Here is a 21,738-nt window from a genome sequence, read left to right as displayed (position 1 = left end):
CGGCTCCGTCTCGCCGCTGTAAATGCCCCCGCGTCTCGTCTTTACCGTTACCACGGATCTTAATTATGATCAGCGGATGCAACGCATTTGCGGGTCGCTGGCGCAGGCTGGTTACGAGGTGCTGCTGGTGGGGCGGGAGTGGCCTAGCTCGAAGCCTCTAACAGCTCAGCCTTACCAGCAGCACCGGTTGCGGTGCTGGTTGCGGCGGGGCAAGCTATTCTACCTGGAGTTTTCGTTGCGGCTACTGGCTTTCCTGCTAACCCAGCGGGCGGCGGCCTGGTGCTCCATTGACCTCGATACCGCCCTGCCGGTTTGGGTGCGGGCGCGCCTCTCCGGGGCTCCCCTGGTGTATGATGCCCACGAGTTATTCACTGAAGTGCCCGAGGTGGTAAGCAGGCCGAGGGTGCAGCGCATCTGGCGACGGGTGGAGCAGTTTATTGTGCCACGGGCGCACCTGGCCTACACCGTGGGCCCCGCCCTGGCCCAGCTGTTTGAACAGCGCTACGGTCGGCCGTTTGCCGTTATCCGCAACATTAGCCGATTAGAAGAGCCGAAATGCACGAAGGCGGAGCCAGGCGGCTACATCCTGTACCAGGGAGCCCTGAATGCCGGGCGTGGACTAGAAACTTTGCTGGAAGCTATGCCGCAAGTGCAAGGCAGATTGGTTATTTGCGGAGAGGGCGACCTGTCTGAATCTCTGCGGGCCCAGGCCGCAGCGCTAGGCCTAGTAGCCAGCGGTAAGGTTGAGTTCCGGGGGTACGTATTACCGAATGTGCTGCGGGAGGTAACGCGCCACGCGGCAGTGGGGGTGCTGCTGCTCGAAAATCAAGGGCTGAGTTATTACTACTCGCTGGCCAACAAATTTTTTGACTACCTGCACGCCTGCGTGCCCCAGGTAGTGGTTGATTTTCCGGAGTACCGTGCCCTCAATGCGGCGTACGATGTGGCTGAGCTGGTGCCGGCGCCCCTGACAGCCGGTGCAGTGGCAGCAGCCCTCAACCGCTTGCTGCCCGGCGGCGACGAAACCCGCGCGCGGCAGCTCGCAATTAACTGCTCCCAGGCCCGGCAAGAGCTGAACTGGCAGCACGAAGAAACCAGCTTACTGGCGCTGTACGCGGCACTGCCCGGCTGCACTATTTCCCCGACCTCATGAAGCTACTAACAGATTTATTTGCCGCGCAGGAGCCTACGTTGCTGGTGATATCGGGGCCCACGGCGGTGGGCAAAACCGAGTTGTGCGTGCGCTTGGCCCAGGCTTTGGAAACCGAAATTGTATCGGCCGACTCCCGGCAATTCTTTCGGGAACTCACCATTGGCACGGCTAAGCCCAGCCCCGAGGAAATGCAGGGCGTACCCCATCATTTTATTAATTCGCACAGCATTCAGGAAGAATACAACGCCGGCCGCTACGAGCAGGACGCGCTGGCCTTGCTGCACGAGTTGTTTCAGAAGCACCGGGTGGTGATACTCACGGGGGGCTCGGGGCTGTACCTGCAGGCCGTAACGGAAGGTTTTGATGAAATGCCTAAGGCCTTGCCGCAGGTGCGTGAGCAGTTGCATCAGGAGCTGGCCGAGGGTGGCCTAGCGCCCCTGGTAGCGGAGCTGCAGCGCCTCGACCCGGTAACTTACGAGCGCATTGACCGTCAGAACCACCAGCGGATACTGCGGGCCCTGGAAATTACGCGTGCCACCGGGCAACCCTTTAGCAGCTTTCATGGCGTAAAGAAGGCGGCAGAGCGACCCTTTACAACCGTGAAAATTGCCTTGAATCGGGAGCGAGAAGAGCTTTACCAACGCATTGACCTGCGGATGGATCAGATGCTGGCCAGTGGCCTAGAGGCCGAAGCGCGGGCCATGTACCCGTTCCGTCACCACAACGCCCTTCAGACGGTAGGCTACAAGGAGCTGTTTGACTACTTCGAAGGACACTACGACTATGCGGAGGCCGTGCGCTTGCTCAAGCGCAATTCCCGCCACTACGCTAAACGCCAACTCACCTGGCTCCGCCGCGACCCAGAGTACCAGTGGCACCATCCCGCGGAGCTTACGTGGTAATGTAGTGCGCCTGCCACTGGCCTAGGCCAGTAGAGCGTAGCCTACGGTCCTATTGAGTAGCCTAATCTGGTAATTCTAGTGTGACCTTTTAGTACACCCGGGCCACATAAGAGCCCTTACTTCCGCGCGGAGGTAAGGGCTTTTATGTGGATTATGGAAAGCGAACAGGGCAGATGGGCAAAAGCCCTTTCAGCAGGCCACCATAATTGCTAGAAACGGCGGCCTACTTTCAGCTGCAGCGTGGCAAGGGAGTTGCCATACGTATCATTCTGAAACGCAGACTTGCCACCCACCAGCCATTGTTGGGTGGCGCCCAGGGCTACATCGAGGTTGAGGGAAAACATGTAGCCCGCGTGCAGGCCCTGCTCATGGTCGAGGTCAAGGCTTTCTTCGCCGGTTTCCCAGTTGAGGTGGGTGGCCGGCGCACCATAGCGGTTGGAGTAACCGGCGTACCCACCGCCACCTACTGCAAACAACACCGACTTGTTATTGCCAAACGGGTAGAAATAGAGCTCCTGCTCCAGATTCACGGCTTGGTAGCTCATGGCGTAAGGCACCGTAACGCCATTTCCGCCGTAGCGGTTGGGAGCATACACGGTGCTGTAGGATTCCCGACTGCCGCCAATAAAAGCCAAGCGGGTGCCGGTGCCCAAGTGCCGCCCGAAGACCGGTGCGTACTCGATGTGCGCCTTCAGGGCCATATAATCTCCGGTTCCGACACCGGCTGTGCCTAATCCCAAATGGAGGCTGGCTCGATGAGGAGCTGGAGTACCTGCGTCTTGCGCAACGGCTGCTACGGAGATGGCGCTCAACAAAGCGCTGCAAAGTAATTTCTGGTACAAATTCAAGAGGATAATAAGTGAGCGGATAGTCTATGGCTAAATGTAATGAATGGTTTCCATGAAAAAAGGCGCCCCTTACCGGAAGGGGCGCCTTTTTTCATGATGGCAGTGGCCTAGGCCTATACACTCAGAATCTCAACCATACGCATGAAGCTCTGGTTGATCATTTTCTTCTTATTGATGGTATCGGTGAAGGGGGTGTACACCAGTTTGCGGTCTACGATGCCAGCCATTACGTTGCGCATGCCATTCATTAGACCCTCTACGCAGGCAATACCAATTTGTGAGGCCAGCATACGGTCGGCGGCAGATGGGGAGCCGCCCCGCTGAATGTGGCCGATAATGGTTACGCGAGTATCGAGCTGGGGAATAGCGGCCTTCACTTGCTGAGCCACGGCGTGGGCGTTGCCTTCCTCATCACCTTCGGCTACTACTACCAGGAACGAGGTTTTAGAGCGCTTCCAGCTGCTCTGCAGCGTGTCAATCACGGCTTCCGTCGACATCTGCGTTTCCGGAATCATCACAATTTCAGCCCCGCCCCCAATGGCGCACGGAATAGCAATGTAGCCGGAGTCGCGGCCCATTACCTCCACAAAGAAGCAACGGTCGTGCGAATCAGCGGTGTCCCGGATTTTGTCAATTGCCTCGAGGGCCGTATTCACGGCTGTATCGTACCCGATGGTGTAATCGGTGCCATAGAGGTCGTTATCAATGGTACCGGGGGCGCCTACGGTCGGGATGCCAAACTCCTGCTCGAAAATGGTAGCTCCCGTGAAGGTGCCATTTCCCCCAATGGCCACTAGGCCATCAATGCCGTGGTTTACCAGCTGGTCAAAGGCCTCCTGGCGGCCTTCCTTGGTTTGGAATTTCTGGCTCCGGGCCGATTTGAGAATGGTGCCGCCTTTCTGAATGGTATTGGCTACCGAGGCAGAATCAAGCTTCACAAACTCGCCTTTGATCATGCCGCTGTAGCCGCGCATGATGCCGTATACTTCAATGCCGTGGTAGACCGCGGTACGTACCACGGCCCGGATGCAGGCGTTCATACCCGGCGAGTCGCCGCCGCTGGTGAAAACTGCAATACGTTTCATATGTATCTCTGAGTACTCTTCTTCAAACTAGGTTGTCCGCAGTGGACGGGCGCAAAGGTGGCAAATCCGCAGGGAAAGTAAAGCCTTTAAGAGGCGGAAACCCAAAAGAGGCTGACAAATCGGCTGTTTTTTTTCGATATCCGTAAACAAGTCTATTGCACTTGCGCTCAACAGCCGGTATATTAACAACCCGCCACTGATGACCTCAGTCTGGCCCCGTACCCATTCCTCCTAACGCAACCGTCTACTTCTAAGCCCCACCTGTATGTTTGGTTTTTTTGAGAATGAGCAAACCAAAAAGGTTAAAAGCCATCTGATGAACCTGGTTGCCTTGGCCAAGGCCGACGGGCACATCGACGAACGGGAGATGAACTTTATAGTGGCGGTAGGAAAGAAAAACGGCATGCGGGCTGATGACGTCCGCTCTATTGTAGGCAACGCCAGCGCAGGTACCATCGTGCTGCCTGACAACGATTCGGAACGGTTCGACCAGATTTTCGACTTGGTAGACATGATGCTGGCCGACGGCGTGGTGGACGACAATGAGATGGATTTTTGCATTGACATGGCCGAAAAGCTTGGCTTCCGCAAAGCCATTGTGGGTGTGCTAGTGCGCAAGATTTCGATGGGCGTGAAAGACTGCCTACCGCGCGAACAGATCAAAGAGGAAACCCAGAGCTTCTTGAACTACAATAACTTGCAGAACGGAGAGTAAGCACTCTTCTTTTGCATAGCAGCAACGCCCGGCCTTCATTTGAAATGAAAAGCCGGGCGTTTCTGCTAATGGAGTGGCCTACTAGCTCACTACTGCGTCAATGGCGCGTAGCAAGGCAGCGCAGGCCTCGTCAATTTGGGCGGCCGTGATGGTGAGTGGGGGCGCGATGCGCAGGGAGTTGTCGCAGAACAGGAACCAGTCGGTGAGAATGTGTTCGTGCCAGAGCGCGTGGTCGATGATGGGCTTGAGTACCTCGAACGAGTCAAATTCAACGGCCATCAGCAGACCACAGCCTCGGATGTCGCGAATGGCAGGGTGCACCAGCTGCTGCCGGAAGCGAGCTGCTTTTTCTGCCACGCCGGCCAGCAGGTTGCCTTCCTGAATAACCTGCAGTGTAGCCAGCGACGCCGCGCACGACACCGGGTGCCCGCCAAACGTGGTGCAGTGGCCTAGGATGGGGTTGGTCTTAAAGCCTGACATAATTTCCTGGGAAGAAATAAAGGCGCCAATGGGCATACCGCCCCCCATGCCCTTAGCCGTGAGCAGGATGTCGGGCTCAATACCAAACTGCTCAAATGCCCAGAACGTACCGGTGCGCCCAAAGCCGCATTGGATTTCATCCAAAATGAGCAGGGCCCCCATATCGGTGCAGCGCTGTCGCAAAGCAGGCAGGTAGTCCGGGGCCGGAACCCGCACGCCCGCCTCGCCCTGCACGGTTTCGATGACCACAGCCGCGGTGTGCTCAGTGATGAGGGCCAGATCTTCGAAGTTATTGTGGCGGAAGTGCTGCACATTGGGCAACAGGGGGCGGAAGCTATTCTTGAAGCTCTCAGAGCCAGTGATGCTCAGGGCGCCGTGGGTGGAGCCGTGGTAGGCATTATAGCTGGAAAGCAAACCGGTGCGGCCCGTGTGCCGCTTGGCCAGCTTCAGGGCCCCCTCCACGGCCTCGGTACCCGAGTTGGTGAAATACACATTGTCGAGGTGGGCCGGCAGGGTGCGGTGCAGGGCTTCGGCCAGCACGGCGGGAGGCGCCTGCACTAGCTCGCCGTACACCATCAGGTGGAGATATTTATCCAGTTGGTCCTGAATGGCTTGTAGTACCCGCGGATGACGGTGGCCTACGTTGCTTACGCCAATACCCGAAATTAAATCGAGGTAGCGTTGGCCGGCAGCGTCAAACATATACACACCCTCGGCACGCTCAATTTCAAGCAGCAAGGGAAAATCGGAAGTTTGAGCCTGGTGGCGCAGGAAAAGCTGGCGGGGGGTAAGCATAGTTCTGAAAGCAAAGCGGGCCGCAAAGGTACGCCCAAAGTGATGGGTGGCCTAGCCATGTGTTACAGGCAATACCGGCGGCTTGGTTCACGGGTACAACAAAAAAGCAGCTGCCAGGGCAGCTGCTTTTTAAATAGACTGGAGAAAGGGAGCCGGTCAATTACCTGATTGGCTCTCGGGGCGGCTACGGTGAGGGCCGCCGCGGCGGTCGGCTACTCGCTTGATGACTTCGCGGGTAAACTCGCGCTCGGCGCTGTACAACTGGCCTACCTGCCGGATGCTGAGAATCTTCTGAAACTTATTGAAGTAGTCTCGCTCCAGCTTCACTTCCTGCTCGCGCAAGGTCATGGCCTGGTTGAGGTTGGTTTTGATTTGCTCGTCGGTGAGGCCATCTGGGCTAGCGGTACGCAGCTGGCGCATTTGACGGTTCAGGTCCCGGCGTTTAGTGGTAAAATCATTGTACACGGGCCAGAACTTTTGAGCCTGGTCCTGGGTCAGCGAAATTTTATCGGTGAGGTAGGCAATCTTGGCATTTTCCAGCTGGTTTAGGCGGTCTTGCTGGCCAGCCGGCGCTTGCGCCAGGGCTGTAAGCGAAACCGTGGTCAGCAGCAACACTACCCAGAAGCTACGGAGAAGGTGAGTCATGTGCGGTTAAAACGGGAAAGAGTTAGTAATACGCTTCATCACTGGGTTGGCTATCCAGCGCATCCTGCAGCTCATCGGGCGAGGCCTGCAGATAGGTTTCGGGCATGCCCGATGGGGCGGGGGCCAGCTCTGCCAAATCGGTGAGGGTCACACGCTGGTCGCTGGCTAACAGATATTGTACCATCTCAGCCTGCGGCACAGCCGCCAGCACCGTTGCGGGGCCTGAAGTGGCAACCGGTGCAGATTGGGTTAGCCAGAAAGAAGCCGCAAAGCCGCCGAGTACCACGGCCGAAGCCAGCGCCGACCGAACCGGGGCCGAAAGCTGCTGCAGCCAACCCCACGTGCTGGCTAGGCCACCTGCATCTGCGGGTTGCGCCCGGGCCATAACGCGCGCGGGGAGTTGCTCAAAGTACCGATCTGGCGGCGGAGCCAGTGGTTGCGCCCGGCGCTTATGATCATCCAAACGAAAGGGGGTATTCATGCTGAGTTAGAGGCTACTGAGGCCTTGAGGTTTAATTACGGACGGAATCTTCCGTCACGTATTGTTCAATTTTTTTTACGGCATGGTGATACGATGCTTTCAGGGCACCTACCGAAGTGCCCGTTATTTCGGCCATCTGCTCGTAGGTGATGTCATCGTAGTATTTCATGTTGAACACCAGCCGCTGCTTATCAGGTAGGCGTAGAATGGCTTTCTGTAGCCGCCGCTCAATTTCATCACCCGCCATGCTAGGGTCGGCCTCAAGTTTGGTGGTAAGTTCGGCTCCTACATCATTCAGGGGCAAGAAAAACCGCCGCCGCTTAGAGGACAGGAAGCTTAGGCATTCGTTGGTGGCAATGCGGTAAATCCAGGTGTACAGCGAAGCGTCCCGTCGAAAATTCGCCAGGTTGTTCCATACTTTCACAAAGACGTCCTGAGTTAAGTCGTCGGCATCGTCGTGGTCGATGACCATTTTGCGCACGTGCCAGTACACCTTCTGCTGGTACTTGCGCACCAGCTGGTTGAAGGCCACGTTACGGGCGGCGGGGTCGTCGAACTTGGCGAGTATCTCCTGATCTTCCAAGCAGGGGAGTAGGTTAGGGGCGGCTAGTTTGTGCGAGGTTAGAGCAAGGCCACGGCAATTGGTTTAATGCCCTATGAACTATTACCTTGCTCATGCAGGTACAACACGAGTTTACAGACTTGCTAGCCAACTATATACGTGCGTGATATGAGGAAGTATTTTTTTGCGCTGCTGATGGGGCTCTGGAGCCAAGCAACGCCCTCGGATGCCCAAATCAAGCCATCCGACGTGGAGGTGTGGGGTTTGCCATCCGGCCTGACTCGCGAGGACTTCGTGGCGGCCCTCAACCAGAAAAAAGCCACCGTGTGCATGGCAGCCATTCGGCCCATGGGCTATAAAGATGCGCAAGTAATATGGTTGAGTGACGACCAGTACCTCGTAACCCTGCGCTCCGATACTGGCACTCCCTACCGAACGGCCGCCCCTCCTGATCCGCGCGTAGTAAGCCAGCTGAATGCTATTCTGAGTATGAAGCAGTTCCAGAGCTTGGAGTTTCAGATGGCCCGCCGGAGCCTGTTTGCGGCTCGGGCCCAAGACACAGCGGCGGTGGCAGTGGTCCGCCGCAAATACCCCCACCACCAAGCGGCGCGGTACGCCGAGGCCCTGCGGCTGTTGCAGGCTCCTAGGCCACTTACGGTAGCACAGGCTGTGGCCGTACTGCGCAGCGCCGCCCCCGACTCAGTGCGGGAGAAGGCTCTGGTGCAGGCCGGCTCTCAGGCGCGCACGGCCGCCGATATGTACCAATTGCTGCCCTTCCTGCGCGACCCTAATCTGGGCGTCGGCACACTACAGCTCGTGCAGGGTTTCTTGCGCTACCACCCCGTTAAGCCCGCCGATTGGCCTAGGATCTTGCCCCAGTGCGTACAAGCCCTTAACACGCCCGACCCCGTTGTAGCGGCCAGGGTGGCTACCTTCTTGTACGAGCAGAAAGTGCCTCGTCAGTATGCTCCAGAGCTCATGGGCCAGGGCTCCAATACTATCCGGGAAATCTTACGAGGGGAGCACCCCAGTCTGGAGGTGTTTAAGCAGCCCATGTACCCGCTATTGAGCTACTTGGCGGGGTCATCAATTACCACCTTTCAGGATGGAATAGCCTACCTATCCAGCTTCAGGGGGCGCTAACGGGGGTGGCCTAGCGGGTAGTGCTGTAGGCCACTCCCACGGTTACGTTGGTGTTATCGGGGAATCGGCCCTCAATCACGCGGCTCTCATGGGTGTAGTTATAGCTGAAATTGACGGAGAACTTACGCGGCAGCTTCAGGGCCAGGGTGGTGAGGTTGCTGAAACGATAATCGCCGAAGTCAATGACGGAGGGCTGGTAGAACGTGATGGAGCTGAGGGTGAACACGCTGCGCGAGTAGCTGACCTTTAGGCGGGCCGAGTTGCGAGTAGTAAGGCGACTGGTGCCGTTGCGGAAGTTGGTTTTCTCCCGAATCAGCAGGTTGCTTACGGATACCTCCCGGCCCAACGTATCGGAATAAAATGCCCAGCCTGGCCCCGCTCCCAACTGCACCCGACTCGTGATGCCGCGGAGGTTGCTGATTTCAAACCCGCCCAGGGCGTAGGCCCGGAAACGGCCCTTGTAATAATAGGGCGTGGCCGTGAGCAGTAATTCACGCTCTTTTAAAAAGCCATCCTGCTTGCCGTAAATGAAGCTGCCGTTCATGGGTAGGCCAAAGTGCTGACCGCGAGTAAACGTGAGCGAGTGGGAGGTGGATGCCAACGTGCGGCTAACGCCACCCCGGCTGTAGGCCCCCGTGAGCTGCCCGGTGTAGACGATAAGGGTGGTATCGCGCTGCTGCTGGTTTTGCGCGTGCCCGGCCGGAACAATGCACAGGCCTAGAAAACAAGTCAGGAGGGCGTAGAGCAGACGCATAGGCAGGGAAGAAGGAGAACCGAAACGGTGTGCAAGTATACGAGCGGAATATTTTCAATAACTCCGGCTTGAGTAGTCTTCAAATATTCGGATATAACTACTTTTAACCGTTCACTCAGTCTTCCTTATTCGCTATGAGCAACCTAATCCAGTTCGTCGCCAACCATGATGATTTGTCGACCGACAAGGGGTTTCAGTTTAAATTCTACTGCGACAAGTGCCGCAATGGGCATATGTCTCGGTTTCAGCCGAACAGCATTGGTATTGCCGGGGAGCTGATGCGTGCCGCCGGCAGCCTGTTTGGGGGCAGCTTTTATGATGCCGGTACTGCCGCCTACCACGTGCAGCGAGCTATTGGCGGTAAGGCCCACGACGCGGCCCTAGAAAAAGCCGTGCAGGAAGGCAAAACGTACTTCAAGCAGTGCACCCGTTGCGGCAACTGGGTATGCCCTGATGTGTGCTGGAACCACAGCGCCAACCTCTGCGAAACCTGCGCCCCCGATGAGCAAGAGGAGCTATCGGCCCAGCAGCGCCAGGCCGCCCGCGAGCAAATTCACACCAAAACACGGGAGCAGGATTACACCAAGGGCCTCGATTTTCTCAATACCGGTGGCCTAGTGCAGTGCCAGAACTGCCAAGCCAAGCTGGCACCCGGCCAGAAATTCTGCCCAACTTGCGGCACGCCCAATACCGCTGCTCAAGCCAAAGACAAGTTCTGCGGCGACTGTGGCGCTTCTGTAAAGCCCGAGCAACGTTTCTGCGCTGAGTGCGGCGGGAAGCAGTAAGAAGTGAGCAGTGCCCTTTTCTATATGCGCTAGACGAGTCACTTATGATTGATTCGCTATGTTAATCAAACAGCTATTGAAATTTTTTTTGCTGCTTCTATGCGCGTCCCCGGCAATAGGCCAAACTGTAATTCAGGGAGATTCTGTTTTTCAAGGATTACAGGTAGGTAAGTCAACCTTGAATGACGTCAGGCGGGTAATGGGCAACGGCTACAAAAAGGGAGAAATGATACGGCGTTTTCATGTCAAATGGAGCGACGATAGGCCTGGCTCGTATCAGGTTGTCTATGGCTATACCCTTGCATACAAAAGGGCAGGTGTTGAATTTGCTATTGAGACAGAAAATAAACCCAAGGATCAGCAATCAATAACTAGTATAAAGTTTAGATCAAAGGCGTCAATAGTTACTTCCAAAGGCATTTATCCATCTAACACCTTTGCAGATGTAATTAATCGGTATGGTCCATTGGATACAGCTCGTAGCAACAGGAACATACCATATGTTTATGGTTGGCGCATTGACAGGGGGCAGAAGACAGAAAAGCGATATACAATTATCCAGTATACCAAAGGGATTCGCTTTGTGAGCTACGGTTCAAGAAACGAAGCTGAAAATTTAAATATCCGTAGAGTCGATGAAATTTGGCTGGACTAATAGTGTGAATAACAAAATGCCCCGGCTGCGCATGTAGCGGCCGGGGCATTACATTTTCCAAGAAATTAGAAGACTTACTTTCGGCGGGCCATTACTTTCTCGACGGCGGCTACAATTGCTTGCTCGTTGAGGCCGTATTTCTCCATGAGCTGGTCGGGGGTGCCCGATTCACCGAAGGAGTCGTTTACGGCTACCATTTCCAGGGGCAGGGGCTCCTCGCGGGCTAGCAGCTGGGCTACAGAGTCGCCTAGGCCACCGTTCATCTGGTGCTCCTCAGCCGTTACTACGCAGCGCGTTTTGCGGGCCGATTCCAGAATCAGCTGGGCGTCGAGGGGCTTGATGGTGTGGATGTTAATGATTTCAGCGTTGATGCCTTTGTCGGCCAGCAGCTTGCCGGCCAAGATGGCCTTCCACACCAAGTGGCCAGTGGCGAAGATGCTCACGTCGGTACCTTCGTTGAGCACAATGCCTTTGCCAACTTCAAACTTCTGGTCGGCGGGGGTGAAGTTGGGCACTACCGGCCGGCCGAAGCGCAGGTACACCGGGCCTTCGTAGTCGGCAATGGCGATGGTAGCAGCTTTGGTCTGGTTGTAGTCGCAGGGGTTGATGACCGTCATGTGGGGCAGCATCTTCATCATCCCGATGTCTTCGAGAATCTGGTGGGTAGCGCCGTCTTCGCCCAGAGTGAGGCCCGCGTGCGAAGCGCAGATCTTCACGTTTTTGCCCGAGTAGGCAATGCTCTGCCGAATCTGGTCGTACACGCGGCCCGTGCTGAAGTTAGCAAAGGTGCCCGTGAACGGAATCTTACCCCCAATGGTGAGGCCGGCGGCCAGGCCCATCATGTTGGCCTCGGCAATGCCTACCTGGAAGAACCGCTCGGGGTTATCCTTGATGAAGGCATCCATCTTGAGCGAGCCAATCAGGTCGGCGCACAGAGCTACTACATTGGGGTTGGTTTTGCCCAGCTCCTGCAGGCCCGCGCCAAAGCCGCTGCGGGTGTCTTTCGATTCGGTGTAGGGGAAGTCTTTCATATGTAGGGTTGTTAGGGACTTAGTTGTTTGGATATTGGGTTTTGTGGTTACTCTATTTCCTGCCGCTCCCGCCACGCTAGGCCACCCGGCAATTCAGCAGTGCTGAACTCCAAGTGAATCACGCGGCGCGGCCGGGCGCTGGTACTGCGGTTAGAGGCGTGCAGCGTGAGCGGCTGCATCAGCATCAGGCCGCCCGCCGGCACCTCGCACGTTACGGCTGCGGGGGTGTAGGCAGGATGCTGGTCATTCGGGATGACGCCGTGCCGGTGCGAGTTGGGTACTACGCGCAAGGCTCCGTTGGTGGCGTCACAGTCATCGAGGTGCAGGCGCAGGGTAACGATGCTTTCCAGAACTTCGCGGGGCGGCAGCACGGTTACATCACCGCCTTTGCTGGTCCAGGGGCCGTAGCCCGGAATCTCCATGCGGCGGTCCACGCTTATCATCACATCCTGATGCCAGGCCACTAGCCAGTTAGAGCCAGCGGGTTTGTCGAAGTAGATGGCCTTCGTCAGGTGTGGCCTAACCTCGGGGAAAAGCGCCGCCAGCACCGTCCGCAGCTTCGGCGTCAGGAGTTGCTCCCGCAATTGCGGAATCTCCCGCAGCAGGTTGCGAATGGCAAACACATCCTGGCTGCGCCGAAAGTTGGCAGAGTTGCTTTCAACGGTTTCAATGGTCTGCAATAAGCTACTCACTTCCTCCGGCGAGAAGACATCGGGAAGCGTGGCGTGGCCTAGCTCCGCTAGCTGCTGAGCAGCATGTACAAGAACGTCATGCTGAGCCTGCCGAAGCATCTCTACCGCTTCGTTGGACTTCACCCCCCAGCCACTTCTTCCAGAGGAGTGGGGGAGTGGATGCTGTGGCAACGTCAGCACGCGAGATGTCTCGACAAGCTCGACATGACCGTTCTGGGGTTCAGCATTACCGGTAAACTGCTCGTTCTTCCTCATTTCCCGAAAATGCTGACCGAGCTGGTTTGGCTCGGGCGGATGGTAAAGTTGCGCACGTCGGTAAACTGGCTGCCGGTGGCGGTCTTAGTGCGGAACACGAGGCGGTAGGCCCCCGGCTGCATGGGCAGGTTGATCTTGCTGCTGCCGCCGTCGGGCAGGTTGTACACCCACGTCTGCGACTCGTCGTTATTGAGCTTGTAGATGCTGCCGTAGCCCTTCAAATCCGACACAATATTGAGAATGCCGGGCGTCTCGTAAGTCACAGTAGTTTCCTGGCCTTGCTTCACCGTGATGCGTCGGATCTGGCGGGGTAGGGTTAACAGCTCCACTTCGTAGTCGCCGGCCAGCAGCTTCTGCCGGCTACCGAAGGGCAGCGCCACCACAGTGGCGGCGTTGCCCCGGGCTCGCACTACCGCTTGCACGGTACCGTAGGGGTTAGGCGAGCTGGCTGGGTTTTGCAGCCACAGTGTACCCTGCGGGGTTTTGTAGGTGAGCACATTGGCTTTGCCGGGCCGAATAGGCAGGTTCTGCTGCCGCACTGGGGGCACCGTGTTAATCACCAAGTCGTAGCTCTGCAAGGCATCGATGTCGAGCACGTCGGGTTTGCCCTGGGCGTCGCGGAAGTGCACGTAGTTGTACTCGGGCTGCTCCGTGACGTTGTTGAGGAACGTCATGTTCACGTTCGACTCCACGGGCCGGCCGGCTTCATCAGTCAGGTTTACGGCTACGGTGGTCTTGGCCAGGGTTTGAGCTACTACATCGTTGAGGATGGTGCGGAAGGTTTTGACATCTGCCGCGTTGTAGTACTGGCCTAGGCACTCAAGCTGGCGCCCAAACTCCCGCTCGGCCCCAATCCCAATCACGAAGGGCTTCAGGAACACGTGCTTGCGCTGCAGCGCTACGGCCGTAGCGCACGGGTCGCCCTTGCACGACTCCAGGCCATCGGTAATCAGGATGAGCACGTTGCGCGCCGTTTTATCCACCGGAAAGTCCTGAGCCGACTGCAACAAGGAGTAGGTAATGGGCGTGTTGCCCTTCGGTTCAATGGTTTTGAGCCGAGCCTTGATGGCAGCCGCGTTTTTGGGCGCAAATGCCACTTCCAGCTTCGAGTCTTCGCAGTTGTTCTCCTTGTTGTCGTGCTGGTGGCCGTAGGCTCGCAGCGCCAGTTCCAGGTGCGGATACGCGTTGAGCGAGTCCACCATTTTGGAGAGCAGGCTCTTGGCCACATCCCAGCGCTGCTGGCCTTCCCACGGCGCCCGCATAGAGCCCGAAGCATCGAGCACGAACAGGATACGGGTGGTGCGGGGCTTCTCGGGCGCTACGTTTTGGGCACGACTGGGTGCTGCTAGCCATATCAAGGCCAGCAACATCCAGGAGCGTACCCAAAACATGCCTTTGCTCATGCTATTCTACTTGCGCAGTTTAATTAGATGGGTTAGGAGAGGCATGCCCTGTAACAAAAGCTCCCATCAAGACAAGGATGATAACTACTGATCCTGTGAGGGTCAATAGTTTAGTGTTATTCGACTTGTTGACAGTTGCATAAGCAAGCCCCAATGCAATAGCAGCTGATAGTACAGCAGCACACAGACTAGCTACATCGCCAAAGGAATCACGGATAGCCATTGGAATAGACACTATCCAGAGAGTCATTAGGACGGCTTTATAGGTTTGAGGCTCGAAAAGCTGTTTCATGGCATGACGTTCCCCGCCTGCTAATAGTCGCCGGCTTCTTCTACCATCAGCTGCTGCAGGGCTTTCTCCAGTTGCTCGTCGTTTGGCGCTACGCCGTGCCACTTGTGCGAGCCCATCATGAAGTCAACGCCGTAGCCCATCTGAGTATCCATCAGCACCATAATTGGCTGACCCTGGCCTAGCAGCGACTGGGCTTCTTCGAGAGTAGGCAGAAGCTTCTCGAGGTTGTTACCGTCGGTTTCCAGCACGCGCCAGTTGAAGGCTTCGAACTTGGCGCGCAGGTCGCCTAGGCCACCAATCTTCTCAGTGGGGCCGTCGATCTGCTGACCGTTGCGGTCTACGAAGGCAATGAGGTTGTCTACTTTGTGGTGAGGGGCGTACATGGCCGCTTCCCAGATCTGACCTTCTTCTAGCTCACCGTCGCCCATCAACACAAATACGGTGCGGTCGTCGTTGTTGAGTTTCTTAGCCTGGGCCGCACCGATGGCTACACTCAGTCCTTGGCCTAGCGAGCCTGAAGCTACCCGAATGCCGGGCAGGTGCTCGTGGGTGGCGGGGTGGCCCTGCAGCCGTGAGTTGAGCTTCCGAAACGTAGCCAGCTCACCCACGGGGAAGTAGCCCGAGCGGGCCAGTACCGAGTAGAAAACGGGCGAAATGTGGCCGTTAGACAGAAAAAACAGGTCCTGGCCGATGCCGTTCATATCGAAGGGCTCGGGGTGATGCTTCATCACCTTGAAGTATAGAGCCACCAGCAGGTCGGTGCAGCCCAGCGAGCCGCCGGGGTGGCCGGAGTTTACGGCGTGCACCATGCGCACAATGTCGCGGCGCACCTGGGCCGCAATCTGCTTCAGCTGGTCAACAGACTTGGTAGGCGTGGGGGTGTGGGTCTCGGAAGAGGCGGCGAAAGAGGATTCCTGAGCCATAGGTTCTATTGGAGTTTGGTAGGGTGACAAAGGTAGGAAGTTGGGCGGGAGGTGGAAGAGCGCAGCCACCGGTGCTGACGGACTGCTAATCTGGCCTAGCCGCCGCCCGTAAAAAAGCCTCGCCCAAACAGGCGAGGCTCTTGATATTACAGCAGTTGCGCCGCGTGATTCTTGGTATCGACTTTTGTGATGACTTTCTCAATCTTACCTTCCTCATCAATCAGGAACGTGTAGCGCATGGTGCCCATGTACTTGCGGCCGTACATCGATTTCTCCTGCCACACGCCGTAGGCCTCTACCAGCTTCTTGTCCTCATCTACGAGTAGCGGAAATGGCAACTCATACTTGGTAGCAAACTTCTGGTGCGACTTTTCGCCGTCGATGCTCACGCCTAGTACCTGAATGCCGGCCCCAAGCAGGCTCTGGTAGTTGTCGCGGAGGTTGCAGGCCTGGGCCGTGCAGCCGCTGGTATCGTCTTTGGGGTAAAAATAGAGCGCTACTTTGCGGCCGGCATAATCTTGCAGGCGGTGGGTGGTGCCGTTCTGGTCCTGGGCTTCGAAAGCAGGGGCTAGTTCGCCGATTTGGGGAAGTGACATGGCGCGAAGGTAGAACGGACTTCGGCTTCTGCCAAGTGGTGATTTAGTGAAATACTGAATGAGTGAAGTGGCCTAAGGCTTCTCGTTCATGGGTTGGGGCGTGTAAATCAGGTTATCCACCGGGAAGCCCAGGTCGCGGGCGTGGGCAATGAGCCGGTCGCGGATGCTGCGCTCCAGGTGGGGCATCCGGCTCAAAATCCAGAGGTTTTTGCGGCTAGGCTCGCCCACTAAGGCATACTGATAGTCAGCGTGGTCGAGGTCAAGAATCCAGTAGTCGCCCTCAAAAGGCCAGAAGAATTGCACCTTCAACTTGCTGTTAGAGGCATCAACGGACCGGGCTATGGCGGTGGCCGTTTCGACTGGTCCGTTCAGGCCTTCTTTGTGGCAGGTGTTGAGCACCTGTACTTTACCATCGGGCCGGAGCTTATACTCGGCCGTTACGTGCTGGCAGCCCTTCTCGAACCGGGCGGGCAGCCGGGCTACTTCGTACCACAGTCCTTTGTACTTATGCAGATCAACGTGCGCCACGGTGGGCAACTCGGGGTGCATTTTGCGCTTGGCGTAGGCGTAGGCAGCCACGCCCGTGGCAACGGTAGCGGCAATAGCGGTGAAGAGAGTAGGGCGACGACGTTTGAGCAGGTTGGCCATAAGAAGTGACAAGGTGAATGGATGAGCTTGTACGCGCAAAGCCTGTTGTCGGGTACAGAAAGACTGGCCTAGCGAAGCGTAGGTAAGATAGGGGAAAGCCGCGCTTTGCTCACTGAGGGCTCAGAGCACCACGTCGGACAAAAGAAAAGCCAAAGCCACTTCATAAGTGACTTTGGCTTTTACGGTATTGCGGCAAACAAGGCCTTGCCTGGAAGGCGATAGGGCAAGCAACCGGCTACAGGGTAAAGCTCAGGACCTTTTCGTTACCAGCCTGGTCGGTAATGCGTAGGGTGGCGGGGCCGCGCAGCGGTGGTCCCAAGGTGTCGTCGCGCTCGGTAAAGAGAGTGGCGTTCTTGTGCTCATAGCGCAGCATCCGGAAGCGGCCTCCAATCTCCAGCTTGTAGCTAGCTAGGCCGGAAAGGTCGTCGCCCACTTTAAATACTAGGCCACCCGCGCCTTTGCTGACAAGACGAGCTGAAGGTGGAATGGTATCGGTGAGGATCTTGAACTGCCCGAAGGTCTTGATGTTGGCCGTGATGGTGTTGCCATCCCAACGGCCGCCTACGTAGGCCCGGCCGCCCTTGGCCGTGACGCTGTAAATGGCTGAGCGCGTTTTGTCGGCCACCTCTACTTCAGGCTTTAAGGTCATGCGCAGCGTTTCGTAAAGCGGCGTGCGGGGCAGGTGCACCGTCCACAGGCCGGCCTTATAGCTGGTCTGGATGTAGAGCGTGTCGAATAAGGTTTTGGGCCCGAAGCTCAAGCTCATGTTGGCCGTGGTGAAGCTGAAGTCGCGGCCCGAGGGAATGAGAGCCTGCCGCTCAAACCGTTTGGTTACGCGCCCGAATTGCAGAGAATCGGGGCGACCGGCGCGCAGGTCGTAGAGGTACACGTTCTGGCTGTGCTCGGTGTAGCTAGGCTTGAGCGTCAGGCGACGGTCGCCTTTGTACAGGGTGAGGTTGCCGCCCACGGCGGCGGTATCAGGGTCGGCGGCAGTGGCCACCATCAGGTTACGGCTCACATCGTAGCGCAAAGCCGGCGTTTTCACGGCCGCCGAGCGGGTTTTGGTATAGCCGGGCTGCTCGCCGCGCAGTACAAAGCGCAGGGGCGTCATGTTGCCGTATGAATCAGCCATCCGGACCTCTACGTTGTAGAGCTTGCCCTCCTGCACGCGCAGACGGCCTTTGCTGGCGCCCGTCGTGTAGATGCTCAGGTCGTTGCCATCGTCTACGAACAGCTTTTCCATGAGCCGGCCGTTCATCGCGCGCCACTCATAGTCGGTGTGGCGGTTAATCTGGCGGGAGCCTTCCGGAAACGGAATGTCGTCAACCACATGGGTGTAGAGCGGCTCGTTATTGACTAGCACCTCTACTTTCTGGAAACCGTACTTGTTCCAGACCACATCAAACCGGTCGAACCCCTGCAGCAACAGGCCTACGGTGCCATAAGCAGAAATGGTATCGGCCCATACGTAGCCACCACCATTGGGCAGGGCCGGTGCCTTCGGTACAAACACCTGCTTGCCAAACTTGCCCTGTACACGAGCCTCAATAGTGAGGGGCTCTACGGCAAAGGCTTGCAAAATAGGCCGCACATGGTCTTGAATCTCCGGAAAGCCGCCCCACTGCAGCGGATTCAGCTGGTGGTCTTGGGCGGTGCGAACCTCCCAGTGCACGTGCGGGCCCACTGAGCCGCCCGTATTACCGGAGAGGGCTACTACCTCGCCGCGCTTCACCGGAAACTGATCGGGCTTGAAAAACAGCTCCAGCTCGTAGGTCTGCTTCTCATACTGCTGGCGGCGTAGCTCCTGGGCCACCGGCCCCCGGAAGTGGTTGAGGTGGCCATACACCGTGGTTAGGCCATTGGGGTGCGTGATGTACAGCACATTGCCGTAGCCGAAGCTGCTCTGCTTCAGGCGCGATACGTAGCCATCGGCTGAGGCATACACGGGCAGGTCTACCCGGCCATCGGTTTTGATATCGAGGCCCCCGTGAAAGTGATTTGGCCGCAATTCCCCCATGCTGCCCGCCAGATAGTTGGGCTGGCCGGGCTTGATAGGAAACAGAAAATACCCCTGCGGCACGGGCACTTTAGCATCGGGCGGGGTAGTGGAGACTGGTTTCGGCTTGGCCGAAGTATCGGGCTCCTGGCCGCCGCAGGAAACCGGCTGGAAGCCTAGCAGCACTAGGAAGGGCAAGGCTAGGCCTAGCAGCCGCGGCTGGGTCTTGAAAAAGGAATGGAGCATTCAGGAAAGGAAATCTGCCACAAATAGGGTGGGGCCTGCTGCCTCAACGCCGTACTGGGCTAGTATCGTGCCTGCCTGGCAAAGCCCGCAGGCACACTCATCAAGCTGGCGCAGAGCAGTAGGATGGAAAGCAAAAGCAGGCGGGAGGCACACCCCCGCCACTTGTACTACCACTGCCCTGGCCTAGCGCATACGTAAAAGTGGCGGGGGCGGCGTGCTGCCGCTCCGCGTCTTGTGCCTTGCCTTAAGGACTAGCACGCACCTTCTCACAGACTGAAACAGTGGCCTAGGTTAGACTTATTTGACCGCCAGATCCAGCAGCTTCTCGTTTTCGAGGTAGCCTGTTAGTTGGTCCCCAATTTTAACCTGGCCTACGCCGCTGGGGGTGCCAGTAAAGATCAGGTCGCCCATTTTCAGGGTGATGAACTGCGAGATGTAGCTGATGATCTTGTTGAAGTCGTGGAGCATCAGGCTGGAGTTGCCCTGCTGGCGCACCTCTCCGTTCACTTCCAGTCGGAAGTTGATGTTCTTCAGATCCTGAAATTCGGCCACGGGCTTAAACTCCTGCGAGATGGGGGCCGAGCCATCGAAGCCCTTAGCCAGTTCCCAAGGCAGGCCTTTGCTCTTGAGTTTGCTCTGCAGGTCGCGGGCCGTGAAGTCGATGCCTAGGCCAATGGCGTCGAAGTAGGTTGGCGCAAACTTCTCTTCGATGTTCTTGCCATTCTTGCAGATGCGCAGCACCAGCTCAATTTCGTGGTGGATATCCTGCGAAAAATCGGGCAGGAAGAAGGGCTGGTTGCGCTGGAGCAGGGCCGTATCGGGCTTGGCAAAGATGACGGGGGCGTCGGGGGTTTCGTTCTGTAACTCAGCTATATGTTCGGCGTAGTTGCGGCCGATGCAAAGAATTTTCATGCTCAGGAGGGTAAATAAGGAAAGCAAAGCCAGCTGCACAAAAACGCGAAATGCGTAATAGAGGCAGTAGGCCTGCGGCCAAAAATAGCGTTTAATTCGCAGGGCAACCGCCTAAAAATTGGGGCGTTTTTGGCAGAAAATGCCCGTGGCAAACATTTTGCCCACTGCCTCACGTATAGCAATACGCTATTGTTTGGGGGGCTATAGCTCAGCCGTAGCTCCCCGGCCCGTTCTGTCCCTTTCCTCTCTACCGCTCCCTTTCCTATGCTCAAAAAAATTGCTCTTGCTAGCTGTCTGTTTTTGGCGGCCGCCTGCTCCACAGTGCCCATTACGGGGCGTCGTCAGCTCAGCTTGGTGTCCGATGCTGAAATGAATACCATGGCCGCCACCGAATACCAGAAGGTGCTGGCTTCCAGCCGACTTTCAACTAATGCCACCCAAACGGCTATGGTGCGCCGCGTGGGTCAGCGCATTCAGCAAGCCGTAGAAACATACTTCCGGCAGCAAAACCGCCAAGACCAGCTAGAAGGCTACGCTTGGGAGTTCAACCTGATTGAAGACAACCAGCAGAACGCCTGGTGTATGCCCGGCGGAAAAGTGGCCGTGTACACTGGTATTCTGCCCATCACGCAAGATGAAAATGGCCTGGCCGTAGTAATGGGCCACGAAATTGCCCATGCCGTGGCGAAACACAGCTCGGAGCGCATGAGCCAGCAGATGGCCGCGCAGGGCATTGGCTCCATTGCGTCGGTAGCGGTAGGGCAAACGCCTACGGCTACGCAAAACGTGTTCTTGCAAGCGGTGGGCGTCGGCTCGTCGCTAGGCCTGCTCAAGTACGGCCGGAGCCAGGAGTCTGAAGCTGATCATCTAGGCCTTATCTTTATGGCTATGGCGGGGTACGATCCGGAGGGAGCAATACCGTTCTGGCAGCGCATGGAGGCCCAGGCAGGGGGAGGTGGTACGCCAGAGTTTCTTTCTACTCACCCTTCTAACGGCACCCGCATTGCGGACATCCAGCGTGAGCTGCCCGAAGCCAAGACCTATTATAAAGGCCGCTAAGCGCGCCTTGCTTATATACTGCTAATGATTCGTTTACTGCGTTCTTTGCTCACCCTGCTGGCTCTTGGCGGCATACTTGCGCTGGGTGGCCTAGCTGCCTGCGAAACCACGAAGCGTGGCTTTCCGGAAGTGAGTTCCCCCACCGATAATGACGATATTCTGAGTCGGCGCAAGCTGGAGGCTATTACCAAGCAAGTAGCCGAAATAAGTGAGGGCAACGTGCGCTACCTGGTGCCGCGCGACCAGTTGGCGGCGGCCTTTACGCGCCAGTTCGGCGACGGTACGGTGGTAAACAAAACCATGATTCGTAAGGTGCAGGAAACTTCCAAGGACAAGGCCATCTACTATCTCGTTGGCATAGGCCTACGCGATGGGATGTACCGCGCCATGGCTATTCCGCTGCAAAGCTCTACCGACAATAGCTTGTACCTCAGCTCAAACGCTTCGCGGTATGTTATTGCCGGGGTGGGGTGTACCTTTTGCTTCTTCAACTTTGAGAAGAACGAGATTGTGGGCACCACCTGCGAGGAAAATACCGGTGGTAGCCGCTGCGACCTGCGCGTAGAAAACAACAACTCTTTCTTTCCCCGTCGTTAGCCATGCTCAGCCGCAAATGGATACTGCGCCTTTCACTCACGGCCCTGGCGCTACTGGTTACCACCGATCGGCGGAAGCCTAAGCC

The 21,738-nt window shown here is 57.0% G+C and carries 24 protein-coding genes; 8 read left to right on the top strand and 16 right to left on the bottom strand.

Annotated features, from left to right (window positions below; genetic code table 11):
• Window positions 1–22: 22 nt before the first annotated feature.
• Window positions 23–1,153: a glycosyltransferase gene (locus tag EU556_RS15525; protein ID WP_135435061.1), complete on the top strand. Its 1,131-nt coding sequence runs from the start codon at window positions 23–25 to the stop codon at window positions 1,151–1,153.
• The gene (gene miaA, locus EU556_RS15520; protein WP_135435060.1) at window positions 1,150–2,055 is read left to right on the top strand and encodes a tRNA (adenosine(37)-N6)-dimethylallyltransferase MiaA; all 906 of its coding nucleotides are present in this window, start codon (window positions 1,150–1,152) and stop codon (window positions 2,053–2,055) included. The genes EU556_RS15525 and miaA overlap by 4 nt, the downstream gene beginning before the upstream one ends.
• 209 nt (window positions 2,056–2,264) lie before the next feature.
• Here the strand turns inward: miaA and EU556_RS15515 are convergent, their stop codons facing one another.
• The gene (locus EU556_RS15515; RefSeq protein ID WP_135435059.1) at window positions 2,265–2,756 is read right to left on the bottom strand and encodes a hypothetical protein; all 492 of its coding nucleotides are present in this window, start codon (window positions 2,754–2,756) and stop codon (window positions 2,265–2,267) included.
• Between the two features lie 260 nt (window positions 2,757–3,016).
• A complete protein-coding gene (pfkA, locus tag EU556_RS15510; protein ID WP_135435058.1) occupies window positions 3,017–3,988 on the bottom strand; it encodes a 6-phosphofructokinase in 972 nt (323 codons plus the stop codon).
• A gap of 265 nt (window positions 3,989–4,253) precedes the next feature.
• On the opposite strand from pfkA, the gene EU556_RS15505 reads away from it, so the two are divergent.
• Entirely contained in the window at window positions 4,254–4,703 is a 450-nt protein-coding gene (locus tag EU556_RS15505) for a tellurite resistance TerB family protein (RefSeq protein WP_135435057.1), read from the top strand.
• Window positions 4,704–4,784: 81 nt separating this feature from the next.
• Here the strand turns inward: EU556_RS15505 and EU556_RS15500 are convergent, their stop codons facing one another.
• The 4 genes from EU556_RS15500 to EU556_RS15485 form a co-directional block, all read right to left on the bottom strand.
• On the bottom strand, window positions 4,785–5,978 hold the full coding sequence (locus EU556_RS15500; protein ID WP_135435056.1) for an aspartate aminotransferase family protein: 1,194 nt from the start codon (window positions 5,976–5,978) through the stop codon (window positions 4,785–4,787).
• 156 nt (window positions 5,979–6,134) lie between these two features.
• The gene (locus tag EU556_RS15495) at window positions 6,135–6,623 is read right to left on the bottom strand and encodes a hypothetical protein (RefSeq protein ID WP_135435055.1); all 489 of its coding nucleotides are present in this window, start codon (window positions 6,621–6,623) and stop codon (window positions 6,135–6,137) included.
• Window positions 6,624–6,645: 22 nt separating this feature from the next.
• On the bottom strand, window positions 6,646–7,104 hold the full coding sequence (locus EU556_RS15490; protein WP_135435054.1) for a hypothetical protein: 459 nt from the start codon (window positions 7,102–7,104) through the stop codon (window positions 6,646–6,648).
• Window positions 7,105–7,135: 31 nt separating this feature from the next.
• Complete coding sequence (locus EU556_RS15485) at window positions 7,136–7,687, bottom strand: RNA polymerase sigma factor (protein WP_135435053.1); 552 nt, start codon at window positions 7,685–7,687, stop codon at window positions 7,136–7,138.
• 147 nt (window positions 7,688–7,834) lie between these two features.
• On the opposite strand from EU556_RS15485, the gene EU556_RS15480 reads away from it, so the two are divergent.
• The gene (locus EU556_RS15480) at window positions 7,835–8,809 is read left to right on the top strand and encodes a hypothetical protein (RefSeq protein WP_135435052.1); all 975 of its coding nucleotides are present in this window, start codon (window positions 7,835–7,837) and stop codon (window positions 8,807–8,809) included.
• Window positions 8,810–8,819: 10 nt separating this feature from the next.
• Here EU556_RS15480 and EU556_RS15475 read toward each other — a convergent pair whose 3' ends face one another.
• Entirely contained in the window at window positions 8,820–9,563 is a 744-nt protein-coding gene (locus EU556_RS15475) for a DUF481 domain-containing protein (RefSeq protein ID WP_135435051.1), read from the bottom strand.
• A 134-nt stretch (window positions 9,564–9,697) separates the two neighbouring features.
• Here EU556_RS15475 and EU556_RS15470 point away from each other — a divergent pair, with 134 nt between their 5' ends.
• A complete protein-coding gene (locus EU556_RS15470; RefSeq protein ID WP_135435050.1) occupies window positions 9,698–10,348 on the top strand; it encodes a zinc ribbon domain-containing protein in 651 nt (216 codons plus the stop codon).
• A gap of 58 nt (window positions 10,349–10,406) precedes the next feature.
• Entirely contained in the window at window positions 10,407–11,003 is a 597-nt protein-coding gene (locus EU556_RS15465) for a hypothetical protein (protein ID WP_135435049.1), read from the top strand.
• Between the two features lie 74 nt (window positions 11,004–11,077).
• On the opposite strand, the gene EU556_RS15460 is transcribed toward EU556_RS15465, so the two are convergent.
• The 9 genes from EU556_RS15460 to EU556_RS15420 form a co-directional block, all read right to left on the bottom strand.
• Window positions 11,078–12,034, bottom strand: coding sequence for a transketolase family protein (locus tag EU556_RS15460; protein ID WP_135435048.1), 957 nt, complete (start codon window positions 12,032–12,034; stop codon window positions 11,078–11,080).
• Window positions 12,035–12,081: 47 nt separating this feature from the next.
• On the bottom strand, window positions 12,082–12,981 hold the full coding sequence (locus EU556_RS15455) for a phytanoyl-CoA dioxygenase family protein (RefSeq protein ID WP_135435047.1): 900 nt from the start codon (window positions 12,979–12,981) through the stop codon (window positions 12,082–12,084).
• Window positions 12,978–14,384 carry a vWA domain-containing protein gene (locus EU556_RS15450; protein WP_245327712.1) on the bottom strand — a complete coding sequence of 469 codons (1,407 nt, stop codon included), beginning with the start codon at window positions 14,382–14,384 and terminating at the stop codon, window positions 12,978–12,980. The genes EU556_RS15455 and EU556_RS15450 overlap by 4 nt, the downstream gene beginning before the upstream one ends.
• A gap of 19 nt (window positions 14,385–14,403) precedes the next feature.
• The gene (locus EU556_RS15445; protein WP_135435046.1) at window positions 14,404–14,676 is read right to left on the bottom strand and encodes a hypothetical protein; all 273 of its coding nucleotides are present in this window, start codon (window positions 14,674–14,676) and stop codon (window positions 14,404–14,406) included.
• Window positions 14,677–14,696: 20 nt separating this feature from the next.
• Window positions 14,697–15,599 carry a transketolase gene (locus EU556_RS15440; protein WP_135435045.1) on the bottom strand — a complete coding sequence of 301 codons (903 nt, stop codon included), beginning with the start codon at window positions 15,597–15,599 and terminating at the stop codon, window positions 14,697–14,699.
• A 146-nt stretch (window positions 15,600–15,745) separates the two neighbouring features.
• Window positions 15,746–16,195: a thioredoxin-dependent thiol peroxidase gene (gene bcp, locus EU556_RS15435; RefSeq protein WP_135435044.1), complete on the bottom strand. Its 450-nt coding sequence runs from the start codon at window positions 16,193–16,195 to the stop codon at window positions 15,746–15,748.
• Window positions 16,196–16,267: 72 nt separating this feature from the next.
• Complete coding sequence (locus EU556_RS15430) at window positions 16,268–16,843, bottom strand: lipocalin family protein (protein WP_135435043.1); 576 nt, start codon at window positions 16,841–16,843, stop codon at window positions 16,268–16,270.
• A gap of 235 nt (window positions 16,844–17,078) precedes the next feature.
• Complete coding sequence (locus EU556_RS15425; RefSeq protein WP_135435042.1) at window positions 17,079–19,085, bottom strand: M23 family metallopeptidase; 2,007 nt, start codon at window positions 19,083–19,085, stop codon at window positions 17,079–17,081.
• Window positions 19,086–19,382: 297 nt separating this feature from the next.
• Entirely contained in the window at window positions 19,383–19,997 is a 615-nt protein-coding gene (locus EU556_RS15420; protein ID WP_135435041.1) for a fumarylacetoacetate hydrolase family protein, read from the bottom strand.
• Window positions 19,998–20,261: 264 nt separating this feature from the next.
• On the opposite strand from EU556_RS15420, the gene EU556_RS15415 reads away from it, so the two are divergent.
• A complete protein-coding gene (locus tag EU556_RS15415; RefSeq protein ID WP_135435040.1) occupies window positions 20,262–21,056 on the top strand; it encodes a M48 family metallopeptidase in 795 nt (264 codons plus the stop codon).
• Window positions 21,057–21,080: 24 nt separating this feature from the next.
• Window positions 21,081–21,653 carry a hypothetical protein gene (locus EU556_RS15410; protein ID WP_135435039.1) on the top strand — a complete coding sequence of 191 codons (573 nt, stop codon included), beginning with the start codon at window positions 21,081–21,083 and terminating at the stop codon, window positions 21,651–21,653.
• Window positions 21,654–21,738: the final 85 nt, after the last annotated feature.

Source organism: Hymenobacter fodinae (assembly GCF_004745825.1).
Taxonomy (GTDB): Bacteria; Bacteroidota; Bacteroidia; order Cytophagales; family Hymenobacteraceae; genus Hymenobacter; species Hymenobacter fodinae.
This window is presented reverse-complemented; position numbering and strand designations above follow the sequence as displayed.